Below are 21,823 nucleotides of genomic sequence, written 5' to 3' on the forward strand. Positions count from 1 at the left end.
CCGCTGTCGCTGTGAAAGGTCCGCCTCCCCGGGGTATCCCGGTGGAGGCGGACTTTTTTCGTCGCTCTGATCCCGCGCGGGGCCGCGGTGCGGTCAGACCACGCTGTTCTCCCGGCTGTCCGCGGGCTCGGACGCGCCCGGCTCGTCGGCGTGCGTGACGCGTGCCGCGAGCTCTCGGACGACGGCGTCGAGCCGAGCGACCGATGCGGCGAGGTCCCGGACGGCCGAGCCCTCGCCGGGGGCGGGGGGCGGGGGATCCCCGGGGCGGTCGGCGGAGGGGCTCAGCAGGAGTTTCAGCTCCGCGATGTCCTCCGCTAGAGCGCGCATGGCCTGCGCGGTCCCTTCCTGGCGGCTCCGCCGGCCCTCCAGGAGTCCGAGCAGGAAATAGAGGAGGACGACGAGCGCCACGGCGCCCAGGAAGATCATCCCCTGGGGACTGCTCGCGAAGAGGATCGGATAGCCGAGGTAGGGCACGTGGCCGACGACCTTGCCGACCACGCCGCTCGGGAAGGTCTGGAACACGTCGTTGCCGGAGTTCCCGTCGCCCTTGGTCGCGAAGACGCGCCCGGCGGGGGTGTTCTCGATCTTCACGATCCTGTGCACGACGTGGGACGGCAGGTCGTACTGCTTCTGGTCGGCGGCCGGCACGATCACCGCGATCACGTCGCCGACCTTGAGATCGGCCGGCTGCACGCCATGGAGCACGACGAGTTCGCCCGTGACGATGGTCGGGGTCATCGATCGGCCGGAGACCGCGACGAGGGGCGGACTGGCCTGGTTGACGACCGCCAGGGCGAAGTAGCCGATGACGCCCGCGACGACGAGCGCTGCGGGCACCCAGCGCACGGCGAACGACAGGGCCCGCCTCAGCCCGCGAGGGGCCCCGGCGGTGCGGCGGAGACGCCGGCCGTCCGTGGGGGTGCTGATCGGGAAAGGCCGATCGCCTGCGCGGGCGAGGAACATCTAGCCCGACACGGAGGCTCGGACATAGAACGTCAGGCTGGACAGGGACGCCTGCTGGCCCTGCGGGATGCCGCCGGGCGTCACGATCGACGCGATCACGAAGAGCGTGTTCTGGGACGCGTTCGATGCGCTCGCCGGCTGGCACGCGGCCTGGGCCTCCTCCTGGGCGAGGGTCGGGCTGCCGGGCGCGGCGGCGCAGGCGCTCAACGCGTTGCTGCCGGCCATGGCAGGGGCGAGATAGCCGTTGACCTGGCTTCCTCCCAGCAGGAGCTTGCCCGCCGAGTCGACCATGCCCGTCGTGCCCTGATCGAGAGCGGCGCAGTAGACGACCGAGTCCGTGTCCGTGACGTTGACCAGCGGGGCGGCGACGCTCCCCGCAGTCGCATTCACGCACGATCCCGTGTGGATGGCGTGGTAGAGACCGGTGGAGATGAAGGCGTTCGGATTGTTCAGCACCTGCGCGGCATGGACCGCATTCGTCCAGGAGACGTCGACGCGGATCGCGTTCGCCATCTGGTAGCTCATCTGCAGCTTGGCCAGCGCCACTCCGGACTGGAGCAGCGCTCCGCCGTTCGGGCGGGTCACTGTCGACGACAGGGGCGTCACCTCGGCGACCTCCCCGCTCGCCGGCGCGCCCGCGGGGGGCGAGATCGCAGGCGAGGAGCCGCCCGTGCTGGCGAGCCAGTAGGAGCCGCTCACCACCAACGAGACGAGGACGCCGGCCACCGCGAACAACCGCCGGCCGGTCGGAGCGGCCGACGGTCGTCCTTCCGACGTCATCGGGTCGAGCACGGCGCGCACGACTAGATGGGCTGGGCGGTGAAGTAGTACGCGGGCGAGAGGTTCGCGGGAGTCGTCGCCGTGTTGTAGAGGCTGCCCCCGGTGTCGACGGTGATCGCGTAGTAGTAGTTTGCCGGGAGGTTCCAGGTCAGGTAGCCGCTCGTCGAGGTCAGGTAGCTGACGCTCACGCCCGTCGCCTGGGTCCAGGCGGCGTTCGAGGTGCACGCGGTCTGGCACTGGTAGACGTTCACCGGCAGCGAGTACGAGCTGTAGTCCTTCTGCAGGCTCGCCAGGTTCGTGACGTAGAGGCTGACCGTGAGCCCGGTGTGCGTGCCGAGGTTCGCGGTGGAGGCGTCGATGATCGCGAGGTCGCCCGCGGTCGTCACCGTGGTCGCCGACTGCGCGATCGGCGTCCACGACGGGGAAACGACCGAGAGGGTCGTCGTCGAACCGGTCGTCGTGCTCGTCGTGTACTTCCCGAACGTGACGCCGCTGGGAAGCGGCGACGTGCTCGTGGAGATCGGGTAGACGAAGTTCGACGAGGTCGATCCCGAGGTCACGGTCGGCGTCGCCGTGCCGGTGCTGCCGAGGAAGGAGACGCTGAGCGATGCGAGAAGCACCGCGAGGCCGGGGACGCCGATCGCCAGCAGTCCGCGGCGGAACCTGTTTTTCATCGAGACGACACCTGTCTTCTGCTCGGGAGGGGGCCGGCCCTCTGGATCTCGCGGACCGGTATATCGAGATGATGTTATACGGATTTCGCGATTCTTGTCCCCCATTTGGGGGACAAGGATTCCGGCGAGGGTGTGCACGCTTCAGGAGATGCTGACAAATCGGATCCGCTGTGTTCCGCCGGAGGGCGCGGTGCGCCAGGCTTCAGTTGCATCATCCGTCCGCGCCACCCACCGAACAGAGGAGTTCCGATGACCACCTACCTGCTGATCTACCGCGCCGACCCGGCCGCGATGGCGGCGATGCCGGAGCCCACGCCCGAGCAGGCCGCCGAGATGATGTCGGCCTGGACGGGCTGGGCGGAGAGGGCCGGCGACGCGATCGTCAACTTCGGCGACCCGACCGCGCCCGTCTCGCCGGGCGCCGACCCGACCGTCGGCGGCTACTCGCTGCTCCAGGGCGACTCGTACGAGGCGATCGCCGCACTCCTCGAGGGGCACCCGCACAAGGCCATGGGCGGCACGATCGACGTCTACGAGACGCAGCCCGTCATGTGATCCGCGGATCCGTCCTCGGATCCGATGAGGGCCGTCGCCACGTCAGCGGCGGCCCTCCGTCGTGCCGGCCGCGTGCGAGCGCCGGGCGAGTGCCTCGGCGATCAGCACGATCGCGAGGAGCACGACGGCCATGCCGCCGACCGCCTCTGCCGCCGGGAGGGTCAGAGCCAGCGGGATCGAGGCCAGCGGCAGCAGCACCGCGGGGAGCGCCCAGGACAGCACGAACCGGGCCCGCACACCGTATCGGGCGGAGATCAGGGCGTTCGCCGCGTACGCGAGTGCGACCCCAGCGCCGAGCGACACCGCGGCGGCCGGCGGCAGGGGGATGAGGGGTGCCCGCACCGCCGTCGACAGCGCACCTGCGAGGAGCATCACCCCGGCGACGAGGAAGTACGGGAGGAACGCGAACGTCTCGACGATGCCGCGGGAGTCGTCGCGCGCGGCGAGGCTCTCCAGTCCATCGCGCATCGCGTCGATGCCGAACATGAACATGCTCCAGGCGATCCCCGCGGTGACGATCAGCCCGAGCCCCGCCGTGACCGCCGCGATAGGCGTCATCGCGCCGGAGAGTGTGAGCACGACGGCCAGCACGGACTCGCCGAGCGCGATGATCACGAGGGTGCCGAACCGGTCGGCGAGGTGGTCCGCGTTCAGCGTGTTCACGCGCCGCAGCAGCCCCGGTGCGCTCGCGACGAGCAGCACGACCTCGCACAGGATCGCGACGGCCCAGAACGCGTAGTCCACCGGCGCCGGCAGGAACGCGGATGCCGCCCAGATCGCCGCGGTCGCGCCGTTGTACGACAGCAGCCGGACGCGGGAGGCGACGCTCGTGGTCCAGCTCCGCCGCGTCCACAGCACGAGCATCACGCAGCGCAGCCCGGCGTTGCCGAGCGCGAACAGCCAGGCGCGCCCGCCCACGGCCTCAGGAGCGGCGACGGCGATCGCCCCGACGGCGGCCATCGCCGCGAGCATGTAGCCGGCGAGCGTCCGCCGGGACATCCCCAGCTGGACGTTCACGGTGTAGGTGAGGTTCACCCAAGACCACCACACCGACGCGAACAGGGCGAGGAACTTCAGGATCTCGCCGAACGACGGATCCGTGCGCAGGCCTGCCGCCAGCTGCCCGATGAGCGCGACGAACACGAGATCGAAGAACAGCTCCATCCAGTCGGCGCGCGACGCATCGCGATCCGTCCCCGAGCGGAGCCGTCCCCACATCATCTGCCCATCATGCCGCGATGCGGGCGGTGAGACTCGGTTCCGGCGCAGACGCGCCAGGACGAATCGACCGGCCAGGGTGCTGCTGCCCGCGCCTCGCAGCGATGCGTCGAGCCGGCGGCACGGCCGGCCGTCGATCGTAGGGGGATCAGATCGGCGACCGCGTTCCCGATAGCATGAGGCCCGTCCGTCCGACCCGGGAGCAAGAGATGACGACCCGCCGACAGTCCGCGATCGCCCTGACCGCGATCCTCGCCGCCGCTCTCGCCGCCGCCCTCGCCGGGTGCGCCGCGGGGCCCGTCGGTGCGCCCAGCCCGTCGTCGACGGCAGTGCGCGGCGTCGCGGCTTCGCCCTCGCCCGCCGCGGCGTCCGCCGCGCCCGACCGGAACTGTGCGACGATCGGCGTCACGGTGCAGGATGTCGCCGGTATCACGGGACTGCCGTACGTGACGACGAAGGACATCACGCACGGCTGCGGCTACGTGAGCACGCCCGACGCGGGCGGCCGCACGGCGACGGCGGAGGTGCTGCGGCTTCCCGGTATGACGTCGGCCGCGTTCGAGGCGAGCTACGCCGCGATGAGCGGATCGGGCGTGTCGGGGACCTGTGCATGGGAGGACGCCCGGCATTCGGCCTTCACCTGCGCGCAGATGGTTCCCGGCGCGGCGCAGGGGCTCCACGGCGCCAGCCAGTCGCTCGTGCTGCAGGGCGACCACCTGCTGCATCTCGTCGTCGCCACGAACGTCCCCGATTTCGCGAGCACCGCGGATCACGCGTCCTGGCCGCTCGCGCAGGAGCTGCGGCGCCGGGGGATCTGACCGCGTCCAGGACTCAGCGCTGCGGCTGGATGAGGACGAGGCCCTGTTTCGTGTCGGAGACCGTCACCCAGCCGTCGCTGAACAGGTACGTCATGCCGTAGCCCTGATCGTCCTTGCTGAGCGAGTAGCGGGGATCCGCGGTGATGTAGACGCCGCGTGCGTTGTCCTCGCGGATCCAGCCCTCGGCGACGAGTTGCGCCTCGCGGCCTTGCGCGTCGCTCGCCGAGATCGGCGCCCAGCCGTAGAGCAGCCCGTGATCGGACGCCTGGGTCTGGTCCGCCCAGATGCACTGCAGACCGCCCGGCAGCACGTTCGGCCCGAACGAGAACTCCCGCTGCTTCGCGGCCCAGCCCTGCTTCTTCAGGGCGGCGACCGTGTCCGGGGTGATCAGGGTGTCGCAGGTGAGCGGGCCGTTGCTCGCGGCCGGTTTCGCTGCGGGGGAGGCCGAGGGAGTGCCGGATCCGTTCGCCTCCGCCGTCGACGTGGCCGAGGGCGGGGTCTTCGGGGCGGGGGCGCCCTGGCTGCACGCCGTGGCGACGGCGATCAGCCCGGCGGCCAGGACGGCCGGCAGGAGGACGCGCACGGAGCGGCGGATCAGGGGCGCGTGCGTCACAGGCTCGACGGGGCCGCGAAGAATCCGAGGAACGCGTCGTGCAGCACGCCGTTCGTGGCGAGGGCCGACCGCGCGGAGAGCGTGGGCGTGCCGTCGAAGGCCGTGGCGGTGCCGCCCGCCTCGGTCACGATCGCGAACGCCGCGGCGATGTCGTACTCCTTGACGTCGAACTCCGCGACCATGTCGATCCGGCCCTCGGCGAGCATCATGTACGCGAACACGTCGCCGTACCCGCGGTCGCGCCAGACCCGGCGGGACAGCGCGAGGAGCTGGTCGGTCCGGCCGGCGTCGTCCCACTGCCCGATGCTCTGGAAGCTGACGCTCGCGTCGTCGAGATCCGCGACGCCGGACACCCGGATCGCGCGGGGCTCGGCGCCGGTCGACGCCCAGGCGCCGAGGCCGGGGGCCGCCCACCAGCGCCGTCCCAGTGCGGGCATGCTGACCACGCCGACGCGGGCGACGCCGTCGACGGCGAGACTGATCATCGTGCCCCACAGCGGAACTCCGCGCAGGAAGTTGGCGGTGCCGTCGATCGGGTCGATGATCCACTGCCGGCGCGCGTCGCCCGAGGAGCCGTACTCCTCGCCGAGGATCCCGTCCTCGGGACGCTCGGCCCGCAGGATCTCCCGGATCGCGCGTTCGGTGGCGAGGTCCGCATCCGTCACGTGCGAGCGGTCCGCCTTCAGCGAGACGTGCAGGTCGGCCGCGTCGAAGCGGGGCAGCGACTGCGCGTCGGCGGCGTCGGCAAGGCGGAGAGCGAGGTCGAGGTCGCTCTGGAAGTCGGCATCGGCGCGAGTCTCAGACACCCCTCCAGGATACGGGGACGGCCGCCGGCGCCGCCCGTCGGAGAGAGCCCGGAGTGTGCTCGGCGCGCACGACACGCCAGGGATGCACGGCCGGACGGCGCCGATTTCACATCCGTCCTGTCCGCTGGTAATGTGATTCCTCGGCCGGGCAACCGGCACGCCGAGCACCTCTAGCTCAATCGGCAGAGCAACTGACTCTTAATCAGTGGGTTCTGGGTTCGAGTCCCAGGGGGTGCACGACAGAGAAAGAGCCGGTCGGACCGCAAAAGGCCCGACCGGCTCTTTTGTCGATTCCGGGACGGTGCTTCGGTGCATGCACCGAACGTGCCCGCGGTTCTCCTGGTCCCCGCACGACCGCACCGGACTAGGATCGTTCCGTGAAGATCGGGATGGTGCTGGACGCGTTGCGCGGCACGACACGGAAGGGCGACCCGGCCGCCCCGTGATCCTCCTGTCCTCCTTCGCCCGATCCGGGAGAGGGGGTGAATGCATGGACGATCAGGTTCTCGAAGCCGGCGATGTCATCAGCGCGGTCGTGACGAAGGCCCTGCCGTTCGGTGTTCTCGTGGAGTACGCCGGCGTGCCGGGACTCGCGCGGGGCGTGCAGGCCGAGCCCGGCGTCGCACTCGACGTGCGGGTGCTCGAATTCGACGCGACGCTGCGGCGGTTCTCCGCCGAAATCGTGTGATGTCCGGGGTGCGGGCGGCGCGAAGCCGCCCGCACCCACCCCCCGCGGCGCCGCCCTGCGCCCCCAAAACCACCCTGGCGGGTGACCGCCCGGCTCACTAGACTCGCGCCATGAGCGATGCCGAAGGAACACCCGAGAACCCCTGGCAGCTGCGCACGGCACCGGGATCGAGCGAGTACACGATGCACCGCGACGGCGACGAACTGGTCTGCCAGGTCGGGTCCACGACGCTGCGCTACCAGGCGCGGGCGATCGAGGATCTGCACGCGTGGCTGGCCGCGCAGGGGGACTGGGTGCCGCTCGGCGCCGCGGACGAGCAGAAGCCCGCCGCCGACGGCACGGTCGAGGCGTTCGGCCGGGCCGAGGACAACCCCGTCGGCGGCTGGTACGGCCTGCGCAAGGGCTACCGCGGCCGGTTCGGGATGTATCTGCCGCCGCTGCTCGAGCACCTCGGCCTCGTCGAGCTCGAGCACAACGCCCGCAACAACCGGGTGCGCGCGCTCTGAGCTGTCAGGCGCCTGCCGGCGCGATCGGATAGTCGACGAACGCGAAGGCCGATCCGTCGGGCGCCCAGCTGGGCACGTTGATCGTGCCCTGACCTCCGTGCAGCCGCACGAGGACCGTCGGATCCTGCCACGCGTCCACCGCGACCAGCCGCAGTTCGACATCGAGGTCGGCGGGGTGCCCGGTCGTGCCGGGCGGGTAGCTCAGATAGGTGACGACGTCGCCGGTCGGCGCGACGTGCGGGAACCAGTTCACCCGCTCGTCGACCGTGAGCTGCTCGAGCTGCGTGCCGTCAGGACGGATCCGGGCGAGCTGCGCGTGCCCGGGGGAGAACTGCTCGGTGTTGAACAGGATCCATGCCCCGTCCGGCGTCCACTCGCCGCCGTCCGCCGGCCCCGGATGCGTCGTCACTGCGACGTCGTCCCGCCCATCCACGCCGACCGTGCGGATCGTCGCAGACGCCCACCAGTCCCCGTCCGCCGGATCGAGCCGCACGTAGGCGAGCCGGCCGCCGTCCGGGCTGATCCCGTGCAGGAAGTGCATGCCGCCGTCGTCGGCCGTGATCCGGTGTGCCGGGCCGCCCGCGACCGGGACCGACCAGATCCGCCAGTCCATCGCCGACGCGTAGACCGTGCGGCCGTCGGGGCTCAGCACGTGATCGTTGTTCACCTTCGGGAGGCCGTCCGTGGGGATCCGCCCGGGCGGGGCGGATCCGTCCGCCGGCAGCAGCCAGAGCGCGCCGTCGCCGTTGACGAGGAGCCGACCGTCCGGCGTCCAGTTCGGCGCCTCGTACAGCCGGTCGCGCGACTCGAAGACGGTGCGGACGGAGCCCGTTGCCCGGTCCCAGATCCGGATCCGCGCGGACTGACCCGGGCGCAGCACGCCCTCGGGACTCGCCTCGTCGTCGGGCATCGATCCGGCTCCGGGGCCTCAGACCGAGCGCACCGACAGCAGCAGATACCCGTCCGGGACCTTGGCCTCGAGCGAGGTCATGTCGTCGGCCTCGATCTCCTGCACGCCGTCGCGGCGCACGATCGTGCCCTCGGCGGTGAGGATCGTGTCCTTCTTCGCCATGGCGACCGGGGCCGAGGCGAGCTGCCATCCCGGCGGGGTCTGCGCGGCCAGCAGATCCTGGATCTCGTCCAGCTCCTCGGCCTGCACGGTGGCGGTCTGGGACTCGACGGGACGGATGACACCGATCAGCATGACTCCAGCGTACGGTGCGGCACCGACGTCGCAGGAACGACGAAGCCCGCCCCGCGCACCGTTGTGCGGGACGGGCCGTTCCGACGCCCCTCGGGTGGGGCCGGCAGTCGAGCCGAGCGGCTCAGGCAGCGTCGCCGATGAGGATCGCCTCCGCGTCCTCCGCCGGGTCGTGCGAGCCGGTGTCGATGTGCGCGAGCGCCTTCCGGCCGAACAGCACGACGAGGGCCGCGACGAGCACGGAGGCGCCTGCGAACACGTAGGGCACGGTGTCGCCCCACAGGTGGGACATGAACGCGGCGAGCGGCGGGGCCACGGCGCCGCCGATGAAGCGGACCGCCGAGTAGGCCGAAGACGCGACCGAGCGGGGCAGGTCCGTCGCCTCCATGACCGCTTCGGTGAGCACGGTGTTCATGATGCCGAGCAGCAGACCGCCCACGATGATGCAGACCACGAGCGCCACGGGGTTCGCGACGAGGATCCCCGCCACGACGAGGTCGATCGCGAGCAGCGGCAGCACCATGACGATGATCCGGGTGATCCGCATGCGGCGCAGCAGGATCGGGGCGACCCACACGCTCGTGATCGCGAGCGCCACGCCCCAGCCGAAGAAGGTGAGGCCGATGCCGATCGCGGTGAAGTGCAGCGGGAACGGTGAGAACGCCAGCAGTACGAAGAAGCCGATGTTGTAGAACAGGGCGGCCACGGCGAGGACGCCGAGCGCGGGACGACCGAGTGCGCGGAACGGGGCGGAGAACGGCACGGGCCGGCGCTTCTCGAACGGGCCGCGCAGCAGGGTGAGCACGGCGATGAAGCCGATCGCCATGAGCACCACGACGCCGAAGAACGGGCCCTGCCAGGCGACCTCGCCGAGGAGCCCGCCGAGCAGCGGGCCGATCGCGATGCCGAGGCCGAGCGCGGCCTCGTACAGGATGATCGCCGCGCTGGATCCGCCGCTGGCGGCCCCGACGATCGTGGCCAGCGCGGTGGAGATGAACAGGGCGTTGCCGAGGCCCCAGCCGGCGCGGAAGCCGATGATCGCGTCGACACTGCCGCTCAGCGCGCTGAAGAGGGCGAACACGACGATGAGTGCGAGGCCGAGCAGCAGGGTCGCCTTGGCGCCGATGCGGCTGGAGATCCAGCTCGTGAACAGCATCGCCACGCCGGTGACGAGCAGGTAGCTGGTGAACAGCAGCTCGGTCTGCACCGGGGTCGCCTTCAGCGAGGCGGCGATGGCGGGGAGGATCGGGTCGACGAGGCCGATGCCCATGAAGGCCACGACGCAGGCGAAGGCGACCGCCCATACCTGTGCGGGCTGCCTCCAGATCGAGGGTGACGAACCGATGGAACTCAACGTGCTGTCCTTTCCAGAAGTGAGGAGTGCGTCTGCATGATCTCGGCGGCGAGGGCGAGGACCTGCCACTCCGTCTCGTCGAGGTCGGAGAATCGCGGCTCGAGGATCCTCTGCAGCTCCTGACGCCAGGAGTGCAGTGCGTTCCTGCCCGCCTCGGTGATCGTCACGACCGTGGCGCGCGAGTCGTCGGGGTCGGGGTCGCGGCGGACCAGTCCCTCGTGCTCGAGCTGGCCGATCAGGCGGGTCATGCCGGGCTGTGTGGTCCGACTGGCCTTCGCCAGCTCGCCGACCCGCTGGTCGCCGGTGGTGTCCAGCAGGCTGAGCGCCCGCCACTGCGCGGCGGGCGCGTCGTTGCCGGCCTCCTGGGCTGCGATCCGGGTGAGGGTGTGTGCCGAGAAGACGATGGACTGGAGGATCTCACCGCGATTCATACCAAGAAGTATATACCCACTGGTATCTAAATGGAAGAGCTGATCTCTGCTCGCTGGTCGCGACACGCCGCACTCCGGGCGAAATGAGGCGTGTCGCGACCAGCGAACAGGGGGAGGGGTGAGCAGGGCGAGCCGGCGCCAGGGACGGCGCGGGGTGCCGGTCAGCGGACGGCGCGGCCGGCGATCCGGGCGGAGAGCTGGTGGGCGTGCGCGAGCAGCGTGCGGCCGAGCGCGGGCAACCGGTCGGGGCCGAAGCGGAACTCGACGCCGGTGAGGCTGAGCGCCCACTCCGGTCGGCCGTCACGGTCGAACACCGCGGCGCCCATTCCCCAGCTGCCCTCCACGATGAGGCCAGGGTTGACGGCGTATCCCCGCGCCTTGGTCTCGGCGATACGCCGGCGCAGCGGCGCCTCGCGGTGCGGACGGCCCCAGCGCTCGCCGAGGTCCGGGTGCCGCGCGAGGTACGCATCCACATCGTGGTCGGGGAGGAAGGACAGGATCGCGAGCCCGGCGCTCGCCACGCCGAGGGGGAAGCGCACGCCTTCGCTGAGCACGAACGAGCGGATCGGGAACGCGCCCTCCTCGCGCAGCAGGCACACGGTCTCATCGGCGCGGCGCACGGACAGGAACGCGCTCTCCTCGGTCTTCACGGCCAGCGAGCGCACGATGTCGCGGGCGAGCTCGGTGATGTCGTAGCGCGCGGCGGCCACTGTTCCCATGAGATACAGCTCCGGACCGGGCATCCACCGTGCGGTGTGCGGATCCTGGTCCACGAGGCCCTCCGCGCGCAGGGCGGACAGCAGGCGGTGCGCGGTCGAGCGGCTGAGTCCCGAGCTCGCGGCGAGTTCGTGCAGCGCGGCTCCGCCGGCCGAGGCGGTGACGAGGCGGAGCAGTTCCGCGGCCCGCGCGATGGCCTGCGCCCCCGGCACCATGCGCTTCGTTGAAACCGCTTGTTCCATGGTGTGGACGCTAGCGATCGGCGCGCCCACATCGCAAGCTCGGGCTTGAACCCGGGGGCGGATCAGGCGGAGGGTAGGGGGACAGTCCCACACGAAGGAGTGGTGCGTGATCGACAAGCAATGGCCTTCCGCGGCCGACGCGGTGGCCGACATCCCCGACGGAGCCTCCCTCGCCGTGGGCGGCTTCGGCCTCTCCGGCAATCCCATCGCGCTCATCGAGGCGCTCCTCGCGCAGGGCACGACGGGCCTCAGCGTGGTGAGCAACAACTGCGGCGTCGACGACTGGGGGCTCGGGATCCTGCTGAACGCCCGACGGATCCGCAAGATGACCTCCTCGTACGTCGGCGAGAACAAGGAGTTCGAGCGGCAGTTCCTCGAGGGCGACCTCGAGCTCGAGCTCACCCCGCAGGGCACGCTCGCCGAGAAGCTCCGCGCCGGCGGATCCGGGATCGCCGCGTTCTACACGCAGACCGGCGTCGGCACCCAGGTCGCCGAGGGCGGTCTGCCGCGCCGCTACGCCCCGGACGGCACGATCGCGGTCGCTTCGCCCGCCAAGGACGTGCGTGCGTTCGAAGTGCGCGGCGAGCGGCGCGAGTTCGTGCTGGAGGAGGCCATCACCACGGACTTCTCCCTCGTGCACGCCGCGCTCGGCGACCGGCACGGCAACCTGATCTTCAACAAGGCGGCGCGCAACTTCAATCCGCTCGCCGCGATGGCCGGGCGCGTATGCATCGCCCAGGTCGAGCGGCTCGTCGAGCCGGGGGAGCTGGATCCCGACCGCGTGCACCTGCCCGGCGTCTTCGTGCACCGGATCGTCGAGGTCGGATCCGACATCGAGAAGCGGATCGAGAGGCGCACCGTGCGCCCTTCGGCGGGCTCAGGGACCGGGGAGGTCTAGACATGGCGCTGACGAGAGACGAGATGGCCGCACGCGCCGCCCTCGAACTGTCCGACGGGTCGTACGTGAACCTCGGCATCGGCCTGCCGACCCTGGTGCCCAACTACGTGCCGGACGGCGTGACCGTCGTGCTGCAGTCGGAGAACGGGATCCTCGGCGTCGGCCCCTATCCGGCCGAGGATGCGGTCGATCCCGACCTCATCAACGCGGGCAAGGAGACCGTCACCACGCTGCCCGGGGCGGCGTTCTTCGACTCGGGCCTCAGCTTCGGCATGATCCGCGGCGGCAAGGTCGACGCCGCGATCCTCGGCGCCATGCAGGTGAGCGTCACCGGCGATCTGGCGAACTGGATGATCCCCGGGAAGATGGTCAAGGGTCCGGGCGGCGCGATGGACCTCGTGCACGGCGCCGGCCGCGTGATCGTGCTGATGGAGCACGTGGCGCGCGACGGCTCGCCGAAGATCGTGAACGACTGCTCGCTGCCGCTGACCGGCAGGGGGGTCGTGCACCGGATCATCACGGATCTGGCCGTGATCGACGTCACCCCGGACGGATTGCTCCTGGTCGAGCTCGCCCCCGGTGTGACGGTGCAGGATGTGATCAAGGCCACCGAACCCGAACTGCGGGTGGCCGCCGAATTGGAGGAGCGAGCATGAGCGCCGCACAGGAGAACAGCCCGGAGGACGTCGTCGTCGTCGCGGCGGCGCGGACCCCGCAGGGACGGCTGAAGGGACAGCTCGCCGGATTCACCGCGCCGCAGCTCGGCGCGCTCGCGATCCGCGGCGCGCTGGAGCAGGGCGGGATCGACCCCGCCGAGGTGGACGCCGTGATCGTCGGTCAGGTGCTCGCCGCCGGATCCGGTCAGAACGCCGCCCGGCAGGCCGCGATCGGCGCCGGGATCGGCTGGGACGTGCCGTCGCACTCCGTGAACAAGGTGTGCCTTTCCGGGCTGACCGCGGTCATCGACGCGGCGCGGATGATCCGCACCGGCGACGCGCTCACGGTGGTCACCGCGGGCATGGAGTCGATGACCCGCGCCCCGCACCTGATGATGGGCTCGCGCGACGGCTGGACGTACGGATCCGTCGAGGTGCTGGACCACATGGCGTACGACGGCCTCACCGACGCCTACGACAACGAGAGCATGGGGGCGTCGACCGAGCGGCACAATCCGCATTTCGGCCTGACCAGGGAGGCGCAGGACGAGGTCGCCGCCCGCTCGCACCAGCGGGCGGCCGCGGCCCGCGATTCGGGCGTGTTCGCGTCCGAGATCGTGCCCGTGCACGTGCCGCAGAAGCGCGGGGAGCCGATCGTGCTCACGGCCGACGAGGGGATCCGGCCGGACACGACGGTGGAGACGCTCGCGAAGCTCGGCCCGGCCTTCGCCGTCGGCGGGACCATCACCGCCGGCAACTCCTCGCAGATCTCCGACGGGGCCTCGTCGGTCGTCGTCACCACGCGCGCGAACGCCGAGGCCAAGGGCTGGCCCGTGCTGGTCACGATCGGCGCCAGCGGGCAGACCGCCGGCCCGGACAACTCGCTGCAGGCGCAGCCGGCGCGGGCGATCGAGCGTGCGCTGCAGAAGCAGGGCATCACGACGGCCGACCTCGACCTCGTCGAGATCAACGAGGCCTTCGGTGCCGTCGTCGCCCGGTCCGCGACGGAGCTGGGGCTGGATCCCGAGATCGTGAACGTGCACGGCGGCGGCATCGCGATCGGGCACCCGATCGGAGCGAGCGGCAACCGGCTCGTCGTGCACATGGCGCACGAGCTCGCGCGCCGCGGCGGCGGCACCGCCGTGGTCGCGCTGTGCGGCGGCGGCGGTCAGGGGGAGGCGCTCGTCCTCACTCGATGAACGGTCGGCGGGTGCCGGGGACGGCCCCTAGGATCGGCGCATGACGACGATCACCGCCCTGACCGCCGATGACCGTGCCGACTGGCTGACGCTCTGGGCCGGGTACCTGGAGTTCTACGAGTCCGTGATCGCCCCGGAGGTGACGGAGACCACGTTCGCGCGGTTCCTGAACCCCGCCGAGCCGATGCACGGTGCGATCGCGCGCGACGACGCCGGCCGCGCGGTCGGGATCGTGCACTGGCTCGAGCACCGGGCAACGTGGGCGATCGGGCCGTACACGTACCTGGAGGACCTGTTCGTCGCCGCTGACGTGCGCGGCGGCGGCGTCGGCCGCGCCCTGATCGCCCACGTGACGGACGCGGCGCGTGCCGCGGGCAGCGCGAAGGTGTACTGGCTGACCGCCGAGAGCAACGGGACCGCGCGGACGCTCTACGACCGCGTGGCGGATCGGAGCGGGTTCATCCACTACCAGATCGGGCTCGACTGAACCGGATCCGGAGAGGGAGAGGCGTCAGGCCTTCCGGCCCTCGCGCTCCGCCTTCAGGTCGGCCTTGAGCTGCTTGCGTGCGCGCTTGAGCTGCGTGGCGGCGACGGGGGAGTCGTAGGCGACGACCTCGCCCCGCTCGTCCCTGCGCATGTCGACGATCGCGCCGATCGCGAGCGCGATCGTGATGCCCCAGCTCGCCCAGGCCAGCAGCGCCCGCCACGTGATGGGCGCGTCGCGCGAGCCGCGCAGCAGCGCGATCCCACTGGTCACCGCGCTGAACAGGCCGCTGGCGAAGACGTAGTTGCGCATGCCCCCACGGTACCTCGCGTTCTCAGTCCGGGGCGACCGAGCGGCCCGGCCGGGGCCGGCGGGCGCGTGCCCGGGCGAGCAGGCGCGGCGCAGCCCTCGTCACGCGGCGGTGCGCATACGACGCGGCGATGCCGACCGCGAACGACAGCACCGTGCCGAACAGCGGTGACGTCTGCGAGAACGGCGGGTACACGACCCAGTGCGTCAGGTACACGAAGAAGGACGCGGACGCGATCGCGGCGATCACGGGGCGCAGCGCCGCGGGGATCCGGATCGCCGGGATCCAGATCAGTGTCAACGCGCCCGCGATCACGATCGTCTCGCGCAGCGGCTCGCCGAAGAACCCGGCGACCAGGAGGACCGTCGCCGCGGACGCGACGAGACGACGCCGCGTGTTCTCGGCGCGCGCGACGACCCAGCCGAGCACGATGCACCACAGCACGATCGGCAGGGCGTACCGGTCGTTGTCGTGCGCGGTGACGCCGATGAGGGCGTAGCGCAGCCCCGCGGTGGCGACGAGCGTCGTGAGAGCGACGGCCCAGGGCGCCCGCCTCTCCAGCCGGTCGAACGCCGGGATCGAGAACACCGCTGCGAGCCCGATCATGCTCCACACCACCGCTTCGAGGAACCAGAACTGCCACTGGGAGGTGAACTGCTCGCTGTAGGGCATCGCGTTGTTCAGGAGCAGCGCGGTCGTAGGCGCATACCTCCCGGTGAACAGGACGAGAGCCGCGATCCACAGCATCGCGGGGACCGCGACCTGCCCGATCGCGGCGAGCAGGCGACGCGGCCGGGATCCGGGAGCCGGGGACAATGCGAAGCGGGCCACGTTGTAGCCCGCGACGATGAGCAGCAGGTGCGCGCCGCCCTGGACCCGGAACAGATGCGCGTGCGTCCCCACGATGAGGACGATGGCGAGCGCTCGCAGCAGTACGGGCGTCTCCAGGTCGCGCAGGCGCAGGCCACGGCGTCGTGCGGGTTCTGCGGCGGTCACGGCGGGGGCGTTCACGATGGCGGCCAGTTCGGCCGCGGTGAGGGAGGGCCAGTCGCGGGGCAGCGTGCCGAGGTGGTCCTCCAGCCGCACGGCGGCTTCGACGTAGCCGAGCGAGTCGCCGCCGAGTGTGGCGAAGCTGTCGTGCGCGGTGGCGTCCGGGCGGGACGTGCACAGGGCCAGGACGTCCCGGATCTCGGCGGCCATGGTGCCCGCCGCGGACGCGGAGCGGGGAGTGGGGGCGGCGGTCGCTACGTGATGGAGGGCGACGAGCGCCGCGGTGTCGGACTTGCCGGAGGACGTCAGCGGGAAGTCGTCGACGCGATGCGCGATCACGTCGCGCGCAGGGATGCCGATCCGGCGGGCGACGGCGTCCCGGGCGGCGCCGACGTCGCGGACGCGGCGGACGAACACGAGAAGCCGCTCGTCGACGGCGGCGGTGCGCGCCGGGATCCCGAGCGACTCGAGATGCTGCTGCACGGCGTCGAGGTCGATGCGCAGACCGAAGATCTTCACGAACCGGTTCAGCCGGCCGACGATCTCGACGTAGCCGTCCTCGCGCCACCGGGCCAGGTCGCCGGTGCGGAGCTCGTCGATCGTGCGACCGAGCGCGAGATCGCCGGCCGACTCCGCGTAACCCAGCATGACGTTCGGTCCCGTGTACACGAGCTCGCCCGTGCCCGCGCCCACGGCCCCGTCGCGGGGGTCGATCCGGAACGCCCCGCCGGGGATGGCGCGGCCGATCGCGCCGGCCGCGCGGATCGCGTCCTCGGGCGGCAGATACGCCATCCGGGCCGTCGCCTCGGTCTGGCCGTACATCACGTAGAACGAGAACCCCTGCCGCTCGCCCGCGCGGGCGAGGGCGGCGACCTTCTCCGCGGGCAGCCGTCCGCCGGCCTGAGTGACGTAGCGGAGGCTGCCCGGCAGTCGTTCCGTTCCGCCGGCGGCCTCGAGGAGCGCGAAGCTGTACGGGACTCCGGCGAGCCCGGTGATCCGCGCACGCGCGGCCTCGGCCCAGAACCGGTCGTCGAGGTACGAGCGCTCGGTGAGGGCCACCGAGGCGCCGGCGTGCAGGTGGCTGTTGATCACCGAGAGCCCGTAGCAGTAGTGCAGGGGCAGCGCGGTGATCCCGCGGTCGCGCTCGTCGAGGCCCAGGTACTCGGAGATCGCCGCGGCGTTGGAGCGGAGGTTCTCCGCCGACAGCCGGACGAGCTTCGGGGAGCCGGTCGATCCGGAGGTGCTCGCGAGGAGGGCGAGGTCCTCGTGCAGGAGGTGCGCGGATCCGTCCCTGCGCACGTCGAGGGCGGCCTCGGCGGCGACGATGTCGGGGTCGTAGGTGGAGACGAGGGCGGCTCTCGTGCGCCGGTCGGCGTCTCCGTCGCCGCCGGGGGCGAGCAGGACTGGGTGGGCTCCGGCGAGGGCGGCGAGGTAGGTCACGATCGTCTCGGTCGTGTTCCGGCAGGCGATCATCACGAGCCGCCTGGTCGTGCCGAGCAGGGCCCCGCGCTCCGCTACGCGGTGCACGAGATCGGCGTAGGTCAGCGCGCCGGCGTCGGTCCACAGGGCGACGGCGTCGGGGGCGCCGCGCAGCAGGTCGACGGCGGGGGACAGGGTGGGCGAACGCACGGATCCTCGATCGGGGGTCGGGAAGGGTAAGGCAAGGCTAACCTATTTATGCGGCGGGCCTGAAACACGACGAAACGGTAGACTCGGGTCAGGACTCCGGTCCGCACCGTTGTGCATCTACCGGCCGTCGGCACTTCCGGCGGACAGCGGCGGCACCCGACCTGCGCCCTCCCTCGCGAGGACGCCGCGAGAGCCATGACACCGACCGCCTCCACCCCGCCGACCGGCCCGACCGCCGCACCGCCCGCACCGAGCCTGCTCCGCATCGTCGGACTGCCGTACTTCCTCATCGCGTTCGTCGCGCGGCTGCCGTTCGCGATGATGGTCGTCGGCACGCTGACCCTCGTCGTCGCGGCCCGCGGATCCCTGTCACTGGGAGGGCTGACCTCCGCCTCGGTGGGCATCGGCACCGCCTGCTTCGGGCCGCTCCTCGGCGCCGCCGCCGATCGGTACGGACAGCGGCGGGTGCTGGGGATCCTCGCCGTCGCGAACGCGGCCGCCCTCGTCGCGCTCGCCGTCGTCGTGTACTCGCCGGCGCAGGATCCGTTCGTGCTGCTGAGCGCCTTCGCGATCGGCGCCACCGCCCCGCAGGTCTCGCCGATGTCGCGGTCGCGGCTGGTGATGATCATCGCGGAGCGGATCCCCGCCGGACGTCGCGCCCGGACCACCTCGTCGACGATGGCGTACGAGTCCGCCGCAGACGAGACCGTGTTCGTCTTCGGCCCGTTCCTCGCCGGACTCTTCGCGTCGCTCATCGCGCCGTGGATGCCGCTCGTGATCGCCGCCGCCGTGATCCTCGTCTTCGTCGGCGCGTTCGCGCTGCACCCCAGCGCGTCCCATGTCTCCGTCCACCGCGGCGTCGACGGGCGGGCGACGTCGAAGGTCTCCGAGCTCTTCCGGATCCGGCTGCTCGTGGTCGTGGCCGGCATGCTCGGCGTCGGCATCTTCTTCGGCGCCATGCTCACCTCGCTCACCGCGTTCATGACCGAGCACGGCAGGGCCGAGGAGGCGGGTCTCCTGTACGGCGCGCTCGGTGTCGGGTCCGCGATCTTCGCGCTCGGGGTCGCGTTCCTGCCCGCGCGCTTCGCGCTGCCGGCGCGGTGGCTCCTGTTCGCCGGGATCCTCTTCGGCGGCAGCCTGCTGCTGCTCGGGGTGCGGGACGTCCCGGCCGTGCTCGTCGCGCTCACGGTCATGGGATTCGGCATCGGACCGACCCTCGTCACGCAGTACAGCCTGGGCGCCGCATTCGGGCCCGCCGACCGCTCCGCGACCGTCATGACGATGCTCGGCGCGGCCATGGTCGTCGGTCAGGCGATCGGCGCCGTGACGACCGGTCAGGTCGCCGACGCGGCCGGCGCCCAGCCCGCGCTCGTGCTTCCGGTGGTCGCCGCGGGGCTCGTGCTGCTGGCCGGAGCGGGCAACGCCCTCCTCGCCCTGGCGCGTCGTCGCCGGGCCGCCTCCGCCCGCGTCCCCGATCCGGTTCGTTAGCCTGGAGGGGCAATCCCACCCATCGTGAGGAGCGTCCCATGTCCAGCCCACCGCCCACCGCCTCGTTCGTGATCGTCGCCAACCGGCTCCCGGTCGACCGCGTGCAGGGCCCCGACGGCGAGGAGATCTGGCGACGCTCGCCCGGCGGCCTCGTCGCCGCCCTCGAGGCGGTCATGCACGATGTCGACGGCGCCTGGGTCGGCTGGCCCGGCCAGGCCGATCTCGAGCTCGCCCCGTTCACGGCCGACGGCATCCGGCTGCTGCCGGTGACGCTCTCGTCGCGGGAGCTGCAGGACTACTACGAGGGTTTCTCGAACGACACGATCTGGCCGCTGTACCACGACGTGATCTCGCCGCCGCAGTACCACCGCGAGTGGTGGGAGTCGTACGTGCAGGTCAACCAGCGCTTCGCCGAACGGGCGGCGCGCGCCGCGAGCCAGGACGGCACCGTCTGGGTGCACGACTACCAGCTGCAGCTCGTGCCGCAGCTGCTGCGCGAGCTCCGCCCCGACCTGACGATCGGCTACTTCCACCACATCCCGTTCCCCGCGCACGGCCTGTACTCGCAGCTGCCGTGGCGGGATCAGGTCCTGCGCGGACTGCTCGGCGCGGACGTGGTCGGGTTCCAGCGCGGGCAGGACGCGTCGAATTTCCTCACCGCGGTCCGGCGCCGGCTGCACCTGGACACGAAGGGGACGACGGTCTCGGTCCCCGGGTCCGTCCCGCGCACGGTCGTCGCCCGGGCGTTCCCGATCTCGATCGACACCACCCCGTACGTCGAGCTCGCCGCCCGCCCCGACGTCCGCGCCCGCGCGGCGGAGATCCGCGAGGGGCTCGGGCATCCGAAGAAGATCCTGCTCGGCGTCGACCGGCTCGACTACACGAAGGGGATCGGCCATCGGATCAAGGCGTTCGGCGAGCTGCTCGATCAGGGCACGCTCTCGGTCGAGGACGTGACCCTCGTGCAGGTCGCCAGCCCCAGCCGGGAGCGGGTCGACGCGTACGCGCAGCTCCGCGACGAGATCGAGCTCGCGGTCGCGCGCATCAACGGGGACCACGACACGGTGGAGCACACCGCGATCCGCTACCTGCACCAGGGATACCCGCGGGAGGAGATGGTCGCGCTGTACCTCGCGGCCGACGCGATGCTCGTCACCGCGCTGCGGGACGGCATGAACCTCGTGGCGAAGGAGTACGTCGCGACCCGCGGCGATCACCGCGGCGTGCTCGTGCTCAGCGAGTTCACCGGCGCGGCGGACGAGCTGAAGCAGGCGATCCAGGTCAACCCGCACGACATCGAGGGGCTCAAGGACGCCATCATGCGGGCCGTGGCGATGCCCGCGAGCGAGCAGTCCCGGCGCATGCGCGCGCTGCGCAAACGGGTGCTGGAGAACGACGTGAATGCGTGGTCGCACGAGTTCCTCGTGGCCCTCGACGCGGTGCGGAGGACGCGATGACCCGGGACTGGATCCCCGGTGCGCCCGACGAGGCGCTCGCCGCGCTCGCCCGCACGCCGCGGTTGCTGGTGGCGCTCGATTTCGACGGCACGGTCTCACCGCACGTGAGCGATCCGATGACGGCGCGGGCCCTGCCCGACGCGGTCCGGGCCGTCGCCCGGCTTTCCGCGCTGCCCGGCACGTCCGTCGCCTACGTCTCCGGGCGCAGCCTGCACGACCTGCGCGAGATCGCGGAGCACGACGACGCGTCGCCCGTGCTGCTGGCGGGCTCGCACGGCGCGCAGTACTGGTTCCCCGACACGGGCGAGGAGACCGACCTGAGCACCGCTCCCGCCGACCGGGCCGAGGTGATCGACGAACTGCGCACGCTCATCGCGGACCTGGACGGCGTCGTCTACGAACCGAAGACGTTCGGGTTCGGGGTGCACACCCGCACCGCCGCGCCCGGACAGGAGGAGCTCGCCTTCATCCGCGTGGAGAAGTGGGCGCCGCGGCGGATCCCGTCCTGGCGGCGGAGGACCGGGCACCATCTGCGCGAGTTCTCCTGGCGGGACGAAGGCAAGGACGTCGCGCTCGCGCGTCTGCGCGGGCACGTCGACGCCACGGCCGTGCTCTTCGCCGGTGACGACGTGACCGACGAGGACGGCATGCGCGCGCTCGGATCCGAGGACCTGGGCGTGCGGATCGGCGGGGGAGACACCGCCGCGGCGCTGCGGGTGGCGGATCCCGCCCAGCTCGCCGGATTCCTGTCCGCGCTCGCCGATCTCCGCGCCGCCTCGCCGGGCGGAGGCCCGGCGGCGCCCGAGGCCGCCGGGCAATAGACTGCTCCCATGCCCCTGACGCACGGATCCGACCGTCCGTCGGTCCCGCGTGCCGTGGGGGCGACTCACCCCACCGTGCCCGTCCCCGACGGGGCCACGGCGGATCATGCGTTAGGCTGGTCGCACGTTCGAACCGTGATCGGCACAACCGGATCCCGGATCGGACGCAGAGCTCCGGCCGTCTTTCCGACCGCCGGGCGCGATGGTGATCTGAATCGGGTCGATATCGCGGCTCGCGCTCTCGACTCACTCGTCGGGGAGCCAGAGCCGGGCTCCAGCCGTCGAGGCGTGTTCCGACGAGCCGAGCCGTCCTCTCCGCGCTGCA

At 71.6% G+C, this 21,823-nt stretch carries 24 protein-coding genes and 1 tRNA gene; 12 read left to right on the forward strand and 13 right to left on the reverse strand.

The features are described from left to right. Positions 1 to 93 precede the first annotated feature (93 nt). The 3 genes from RBR11_RS00915 to RBR11_RS00925 are packed head-to-tail and all read right to left on the reverse strand — an operon-like array spanning position 94 to position 2,417. Complete coding sequence (locus tag RBR11_RS00915) at positions 94 to 963, reverse strand: signal peptidase I (RefSeq protein ID WP_308487411.1); 870 nt, start codon at positions 961 to 963, stop codon at positions 94 to 96. Beyond that, positions 964 to 1,764 (reverse strand): hypothetical protein, encoded by an 801-nt coding sequence (locus RBR11_RS00920; RefSeq protein ID WP_308487412.1) that lies wholly within the window; start codon positions 1,762 to 1,764, stop codon positions 964 to 966. Between the two features lie 2 nt (positions 1,765 to 1,766). Next, positions 1,767 to 2,417: a hypothetical protein gene (locus tag RBR11_RS00925; protein ID WP_308487413.1), complete on the reverse strand. Its 651-nt coding sequence runs from the start codon at positions 2,415 to 2,417 to the stop codon at positions 1,767 to 1,769. 249 nt (positions 2,418 to 2,666) lie between these two features. On the opposite strand from RBR11_RS00925, the gene RBR11_RS00930 reads away from it, so the two are divergent. Next, a complete protein-coding gene (locus RBR11_RS00930; RefSeq protein ID WP_308487414.1) occupies positions 2,667 to 2,972 on the forward strand; it encodes a YciI family protein in 306 nt (101 codons plus the stop codon). A 42-nt stretch (positions 2,973 to 3,014) separates the two neighbouring features. Here the strand turns inward: RBR11_RS00930 and RBR11_RS00935 are convergent, their stop codons facing one another. Next, positions 3,015 to 4,193: a low temperature requirement protein A gene (locus RBR11_RS00935; RefSeq protein ID WP_308487415.1), complete on the reverse strand. Its 1,179-nt coding sequence runs from the start codon at positions 4,191 to 4,193 to the stop codon at positions 3,015 to 3,017. 206 nt (positions 4,194 to 4,399) lie between these two features. Here RBR11_RS00935 and RBR11_RS00940 point away from each other — a divergent pair, with 206 nt between their 5' ends. Then, the gene (locus tag RBR11_RS00940; RefSeq protein WP_308487416.1) at positions 4,400 to 5,008 is read left to right on the forward strand and encodes a hypothetical protein; all 609 of its coding nucleotides are present in this window, start codon (positions 4,400 to 4,402) and stop codon (positions 5,006 to 5,008) included. A gap of 13 nt (positions 5,009 to 5,021) precedes the next feature. Here RBR11_RS00940 and RBR11_RS00945 read toward each other — a convergent pair whose 3' ends face one another. Both RBR11_RS00945 and RBR11_RS00950 read right to left on the reverse strand, forming a co-directional pair. Next, positions 5,022 to 5,621, reverse strand: coding sequence for a hypothetical protein (locus RBR11_RS00945; RefSeq protein WP_308487417.1), 600 nt, complete (start codon positions 5,619 to 5,621; stop codon positions 5,022 to 5,024). Beyond that, positions 5,618 to 6,427, reverse strand: a complete 810-nt coding sequence (locus RBR11_RS00950; protein WP_308487418.1) for an inositol monophosphatase family protein — start codon at positions 6,425 to 6,427, stop codon at positions 5,618 to 5,620. The genes RBR11_RS00945 and RBR11_RS00950 overlap by 4 nt, the downstream gene beginning before the upstream one ends. A 164-nt stretch (positions 6,428 to 6,591) precedes the next feature. Between RBR11_RS00950 and RBR11_RS00955 the strand changes: the two genes are divergently transcribed. From RBR11_RS00955 to RBR11_RS00965, 3 genes are all read left to right on the forward strand, one after another. After that, a tRNA-Lys gene (locus tag RBR11_RS00955) sits at positions 6,592 to 6,664 on the forward strand. Between the two features lie 253 nt (positions 6,665 to 6,917). After that, positions 6,918 to 7,115 (forward strand): hypothetical protein, encoded by a 198-nt coding sequence (locus RBR11_RS00960; RefSeq protein WP_308487419.1) that lies wholly within the window; start codon positions 6,918 to 6,920, stop codon positions 7,113 to 7,115. Positions 7,116 to 7,225: 110 nt separating this feature from the next. Further along, positions 7,226 to 7,621 carry a DUF6855 family protein gene (locus RBR11_RS00965; RefSeq protein ID WP_308487420.1) on the forward strand — a complete coding sequence of 132 codons (396 nt, stop codon included), beginning with the start codon at positions 7,226 to 7,228 and terminating at the stop codon, positions 7,619 to 7,621. Between the two features lie 4 nt (positions 7,622 to 7,625). Here the strand turns inward: RBR11_RS00965 and RBR11_RS00970 are convergent, their stop codons facing one another. The 5 genes from RBR11_RS00970 to RBR11_RS00990 all read right to left on the reverse strand — a co-directional run bounded on the left by RBR11_RS00970 (position 7,626) and on the right by RBR11_RS00990 (position 11,566). Continuing rightward, positions 7,626 to 8,531: a TolB family protein gene (locus RBR11_RS00970; RefSeq protein ID WP_308487421.1), complete on the reverse strand. Its 906-nt coding sequence runs from the start codon at positions 8,529 to 8,531 to the stop codon at positions 7,626 to 7,628. 18 nt (positions 8,532 to 8,549) lie between these two features. After that, the gene (locus RBR11_RS00975) at positions 8,550 to 8,825 is read right to left on the reverse strand and encodes a hypothetical protein (protein ID WP_308487422.1); all 276 of its coding nucleotides are present in this window, start codon (positions 8,823 to 8,825) and stop codon (positions 8,550 to 8,552) included. A 121-nt stretch (positions 8,826 to 8,946) separates the two neighbouring features. Further along, the gene (locus RBR11_RS00980) at positions 8,947 to 10,176 is read right to left on the reverse strand and encodes an MFS transporter (protein ID WP_308487423.1); all 1,230 of its coding nucleotides are present in this window, start codon (positions 10,174 to 10,176) and stop codon (positions 8,947 to 8,949) included. Further along, positions 10,173 to 10,607, reverse strand: coding sequence for a MarR family winged helix-turn-helix transcriptional regulator (locus tag RBR11_RS00985; RefSeq protein WP_308487424.1), 435 nt, complete (start codon positions 10,605 to 10,607; stop codon positions 10,173 to 10,175). The genes RBR11_RS00980 and RBR11_RS00985 overlap by 4 nt, the downstream gene beginning before the upstream one ends. Before the next feature lie 161 nt (positions 10,608 to 10,768). Further along, a complete protein-coding gene (locus RBR11_RS00990; RefSeq protein WP_308487425.1) occupies positions 10,769 to 11,566 on the reverse strand; it encodes an IclR family transcriptional regulator in 798 nt (265 codons plus the stop codon). A gap of 106 nt (positions 11,567 to 11,672) precedes the next feature. Between RBR11_RS00990 and RBR11_RS00995 the strand changes: the two genes are divergently transcribed. From RBR11_RS00995 to RBR11_RS01010, 4 genes are read left to right on the forward strand one after another with little or no spacing between them, the layout of a single operon-like run. Then, positions 11,673 to 12,464: a CoA transferase subunit A gene (locus tag RBR11_RS00995; RefSeq protein ID WP_308487426.1), complete on the forward strand. Its 792-nt coding sequence runs from the start codon at positions 11,673 to 11,675 to the stop codon at positions 12,462 to 12,464. Between the two features lie 2 nt (positions 12,465 to 12,466). After that, complete coding sequence (locus RBR11_RS01000) at positions 12,467 to 13,120, forward strand: CoA transferase subunit B (protein WP_308487427.1); 654 nt, start codon at positions 12,467 to 12,469, stop codon at positions 13,118 to 13,120. Next, a complete protein-coding gene (locus RBR11_RS01005; protein ID WP_308487428.1) occupies positions 13,117 to 14,319 on the forward strand; it encodes an acetyl-CoA C-acetyltransferase in 1,203 nt (400 codons plus the stop codon). Before RBR11_RS01000 ends, RBR11_RS01005 begins: the two co-directional genes overlap by 4 nt. A gap of 40 nt (positions 14,320 to 14,359) precedes the next feature. Next, positions 14,360 to 14,806: a GNAT family N-acetyltransferase gene (locus RBR11_RS01010; RefSeq protein ID WP_308487429.1), complete on the forward strand. Its 447-nt coding sequence runs from the start codon at positions 14,360 to 14,362 to the stop codon at positions 14,804 to 14,806. Positions 14,807 to 14,830: 24 nt separating this feature from the next. Here RBR11_RS01010 and RBR11_RS01015 read toward each other — a convergent pair whose 3' ends face one another. Next, complete coding sequence (locus tag RBR11_RS01015; RefSeq protein ID WP_308487430.1) at positions 14,831 to 15,115, reverse strand: hypothetical protein; 285 nt, start codon at positions 15,113 to 15,115, stop codon at positions 14,831 to 14,833. Positions 15,116 to 15,137: 22 nt separating this feature from the next. Continuing rightward, positions 15,138 to 17,732, reverse strand: coding sequence for an AMP-binding protein (locus tag RBR11_RS01020; protein WP_308487431.1), 2,595 nt, complete (start codon positions 17,730 to 17,732; stop codon positions 15,138 to 15,140). 195 nt (positions 17,733 to 17,927) lie between these two features. Between RBR11_RS01020 and RBR11_RS01025 the strand changes: the two genes are divergently transcribed. The 3 genes from RBR11_RS01025 to otsB are packed head-to-tail and all read left to right on the forward strand — an operon-like array spanning position 17,928 to position 21,498. Further along, positions 17,928 to 19,220: an MFS transporter gene (locus RBR11_RS01025; protein ID WP_308487432.1), complete on the forward strand. Its 1,293-nt coding sequence runs from the start codon at positions 17,928 to 17,930 to the stop codon at positions 19,218 to 19,220. A gap of 38 nt (positions 19,221 to 19,258) precedes the next feature. Continuing rightward, on the forward strand, positions 19,259 to 20,677 hold the full coding sequence (locus RBR11_RS01030) for an alpha,alpha-trehalose-phosphate synthase (UDP-forming) (RefSeq protein WP_308487433.1): 1,419 nt from the start codon (positions 19,259 to 19,261) through the stop codon (positions 20,675 to 20,677). Further along, positions 20,674 to 21,498, forward strand: coding sequence for a trehalose-phosphatase (gene otsB, locus RBR11_RS01035; RefSeq protein ID WP_308487434.1), 825 nt, complete (start codon positions 20,674 to 20,676; stop codon positions 21,496 to 21,498). Before RBR11_RS01030 ends, otsB begins: the two co-directional genes overlap by 4 nt. Positions 21,499 to 21,823 lie beyond the last annotated feature (325 nt).

Source organism: Microbacterium capsulatum, assembly GCF_030865425.1.
Lineage (GTDB): Bacteria > Actinomycetota > Actinomycetes > Actinomycetales > Microbacteriaceae > Microbacterium > Microbacterium capsulatum.

Coding starts and splice junctions, on each gene's coding strand:
- RBR11_RS00915 (WP_308487411.1), bottom strand. CDS start 963: ATGTTCCTCGCCCGCGCAGGCGATCGGCCTTTCCCGATCAGCACCCCC.
- RBR11_RS00925 (WP_308487413.1), bottom strand. CDS start 2,417: ATGAAAAACAGGTTCCGCCGCGGACTGCTGGCGATCGGCGTCCCCGGC.
- RBR11_RS00930 (WP_308487414.1), top strand. CDS start 2,667: ATGACCACCTACCTGCTGATCTACCGCGCCGACCCGGCCGCGATGGCG.
- RBR11_RS00935 (WP_308487415.1), bottom strand. CDS start 4,193: ATGATGTGGGGACGGCTCCGCTCGGGGACGGATCGCGATGCGTCGCGC.
- RBR11_RS00940 (WP_308487416.1), top strand. CDS start 4,400: ATGACGACCCGCCGACAGTCCGCGATCGCCCTGACCGCGATCCTCGCC.
- RBR11_RS00960 (WP_308487419.1), top strand. CDS start 6,918: ATGGACGATCAGGTTCTCGAAGCCGGCGATGTCATCAGCGCGGTCGTG.
- RBR11_RS00965 (WP_308487420.1), top strand. CDS start 7,226: ATGAGCGATGCCGAAGGAACACCCGAGAACCCCTGGCAGCTGCGCACG.
- RBR11_RS00970 (WP_308487421.1), bottom strand. CDS start 8,531: ATGCCCGACGACGAGGCGAGTCCCGAGGGCGTGCTGCGCCCGGGTCAG.
- RBR11_RS00975 (WP_308487422.1), bottom strand. CDS start 8,825: ATGCTGATCGGTGTCATCCGTCCCGTCGAGTCCCAGACCGCCACCGTG.
- RBR11_RS00985 (WP_308487424.1), bottom strand. CDS start 10,607: ATGAATCGCGGTGAGATCCTCCAGTCCATCGTCTTCTCGGCACACACC.
- RBR11_RS00990 (WP_308487425.1), bottom strand. CDS start 11,566: ATGGAACAAGCGGTTTCAACGAAGCGCATGGTGCCGGGGGCGCAGGCC.
- RBR11_RS01000 (WP_308487427.1), top strand. CDS start 12,467: ATGGCGCTGACGAGAGACGAGATGGCCGCACGCGCCGCCCTCGAACTG.
- RBR11_RS01005 (WP_308487428.1), top strand. CDS start 13,117: ATGAGCGCCGCACAGGAGAACAGCCCGGAGGACGTCGTCGTCGTCGCG.
- RBR11_RS01010 (WP_308487429.1), top strand. CDS start 14,360: ATGACGACGATCACCGCCCTGACCGCCGATGACCGTGCCGACTGGCTG.
- RBR11_RS01015 (WP_308487430.1), bottom strand. CDS start 15,115: ATGCGCAACTACGTCTTCGCCAGCGGCCTGTTCAGCGCGGTGACCAGT.
- RBR11_RS01025 (WP_308487432.1), top strand. CDS start 17,928: ATGACACCGACCGCCTCCACCCCGCCGACCGGCCCGACCGCCGCACCG.
- RBR11_RS01030 (WP_308487433.1), top strand. CDS start 19,259: ATGTCCAGCCCACCGCCCACCGCCTCGTTCGTGATCGTCGCCAACCGG.
- otsB (WP_308487434.1), top strand. CDS start 20,674: ATGACCCGGGACTGGATCCCCGGTGCGCCCGACGAGGCGCTCGCCGCG.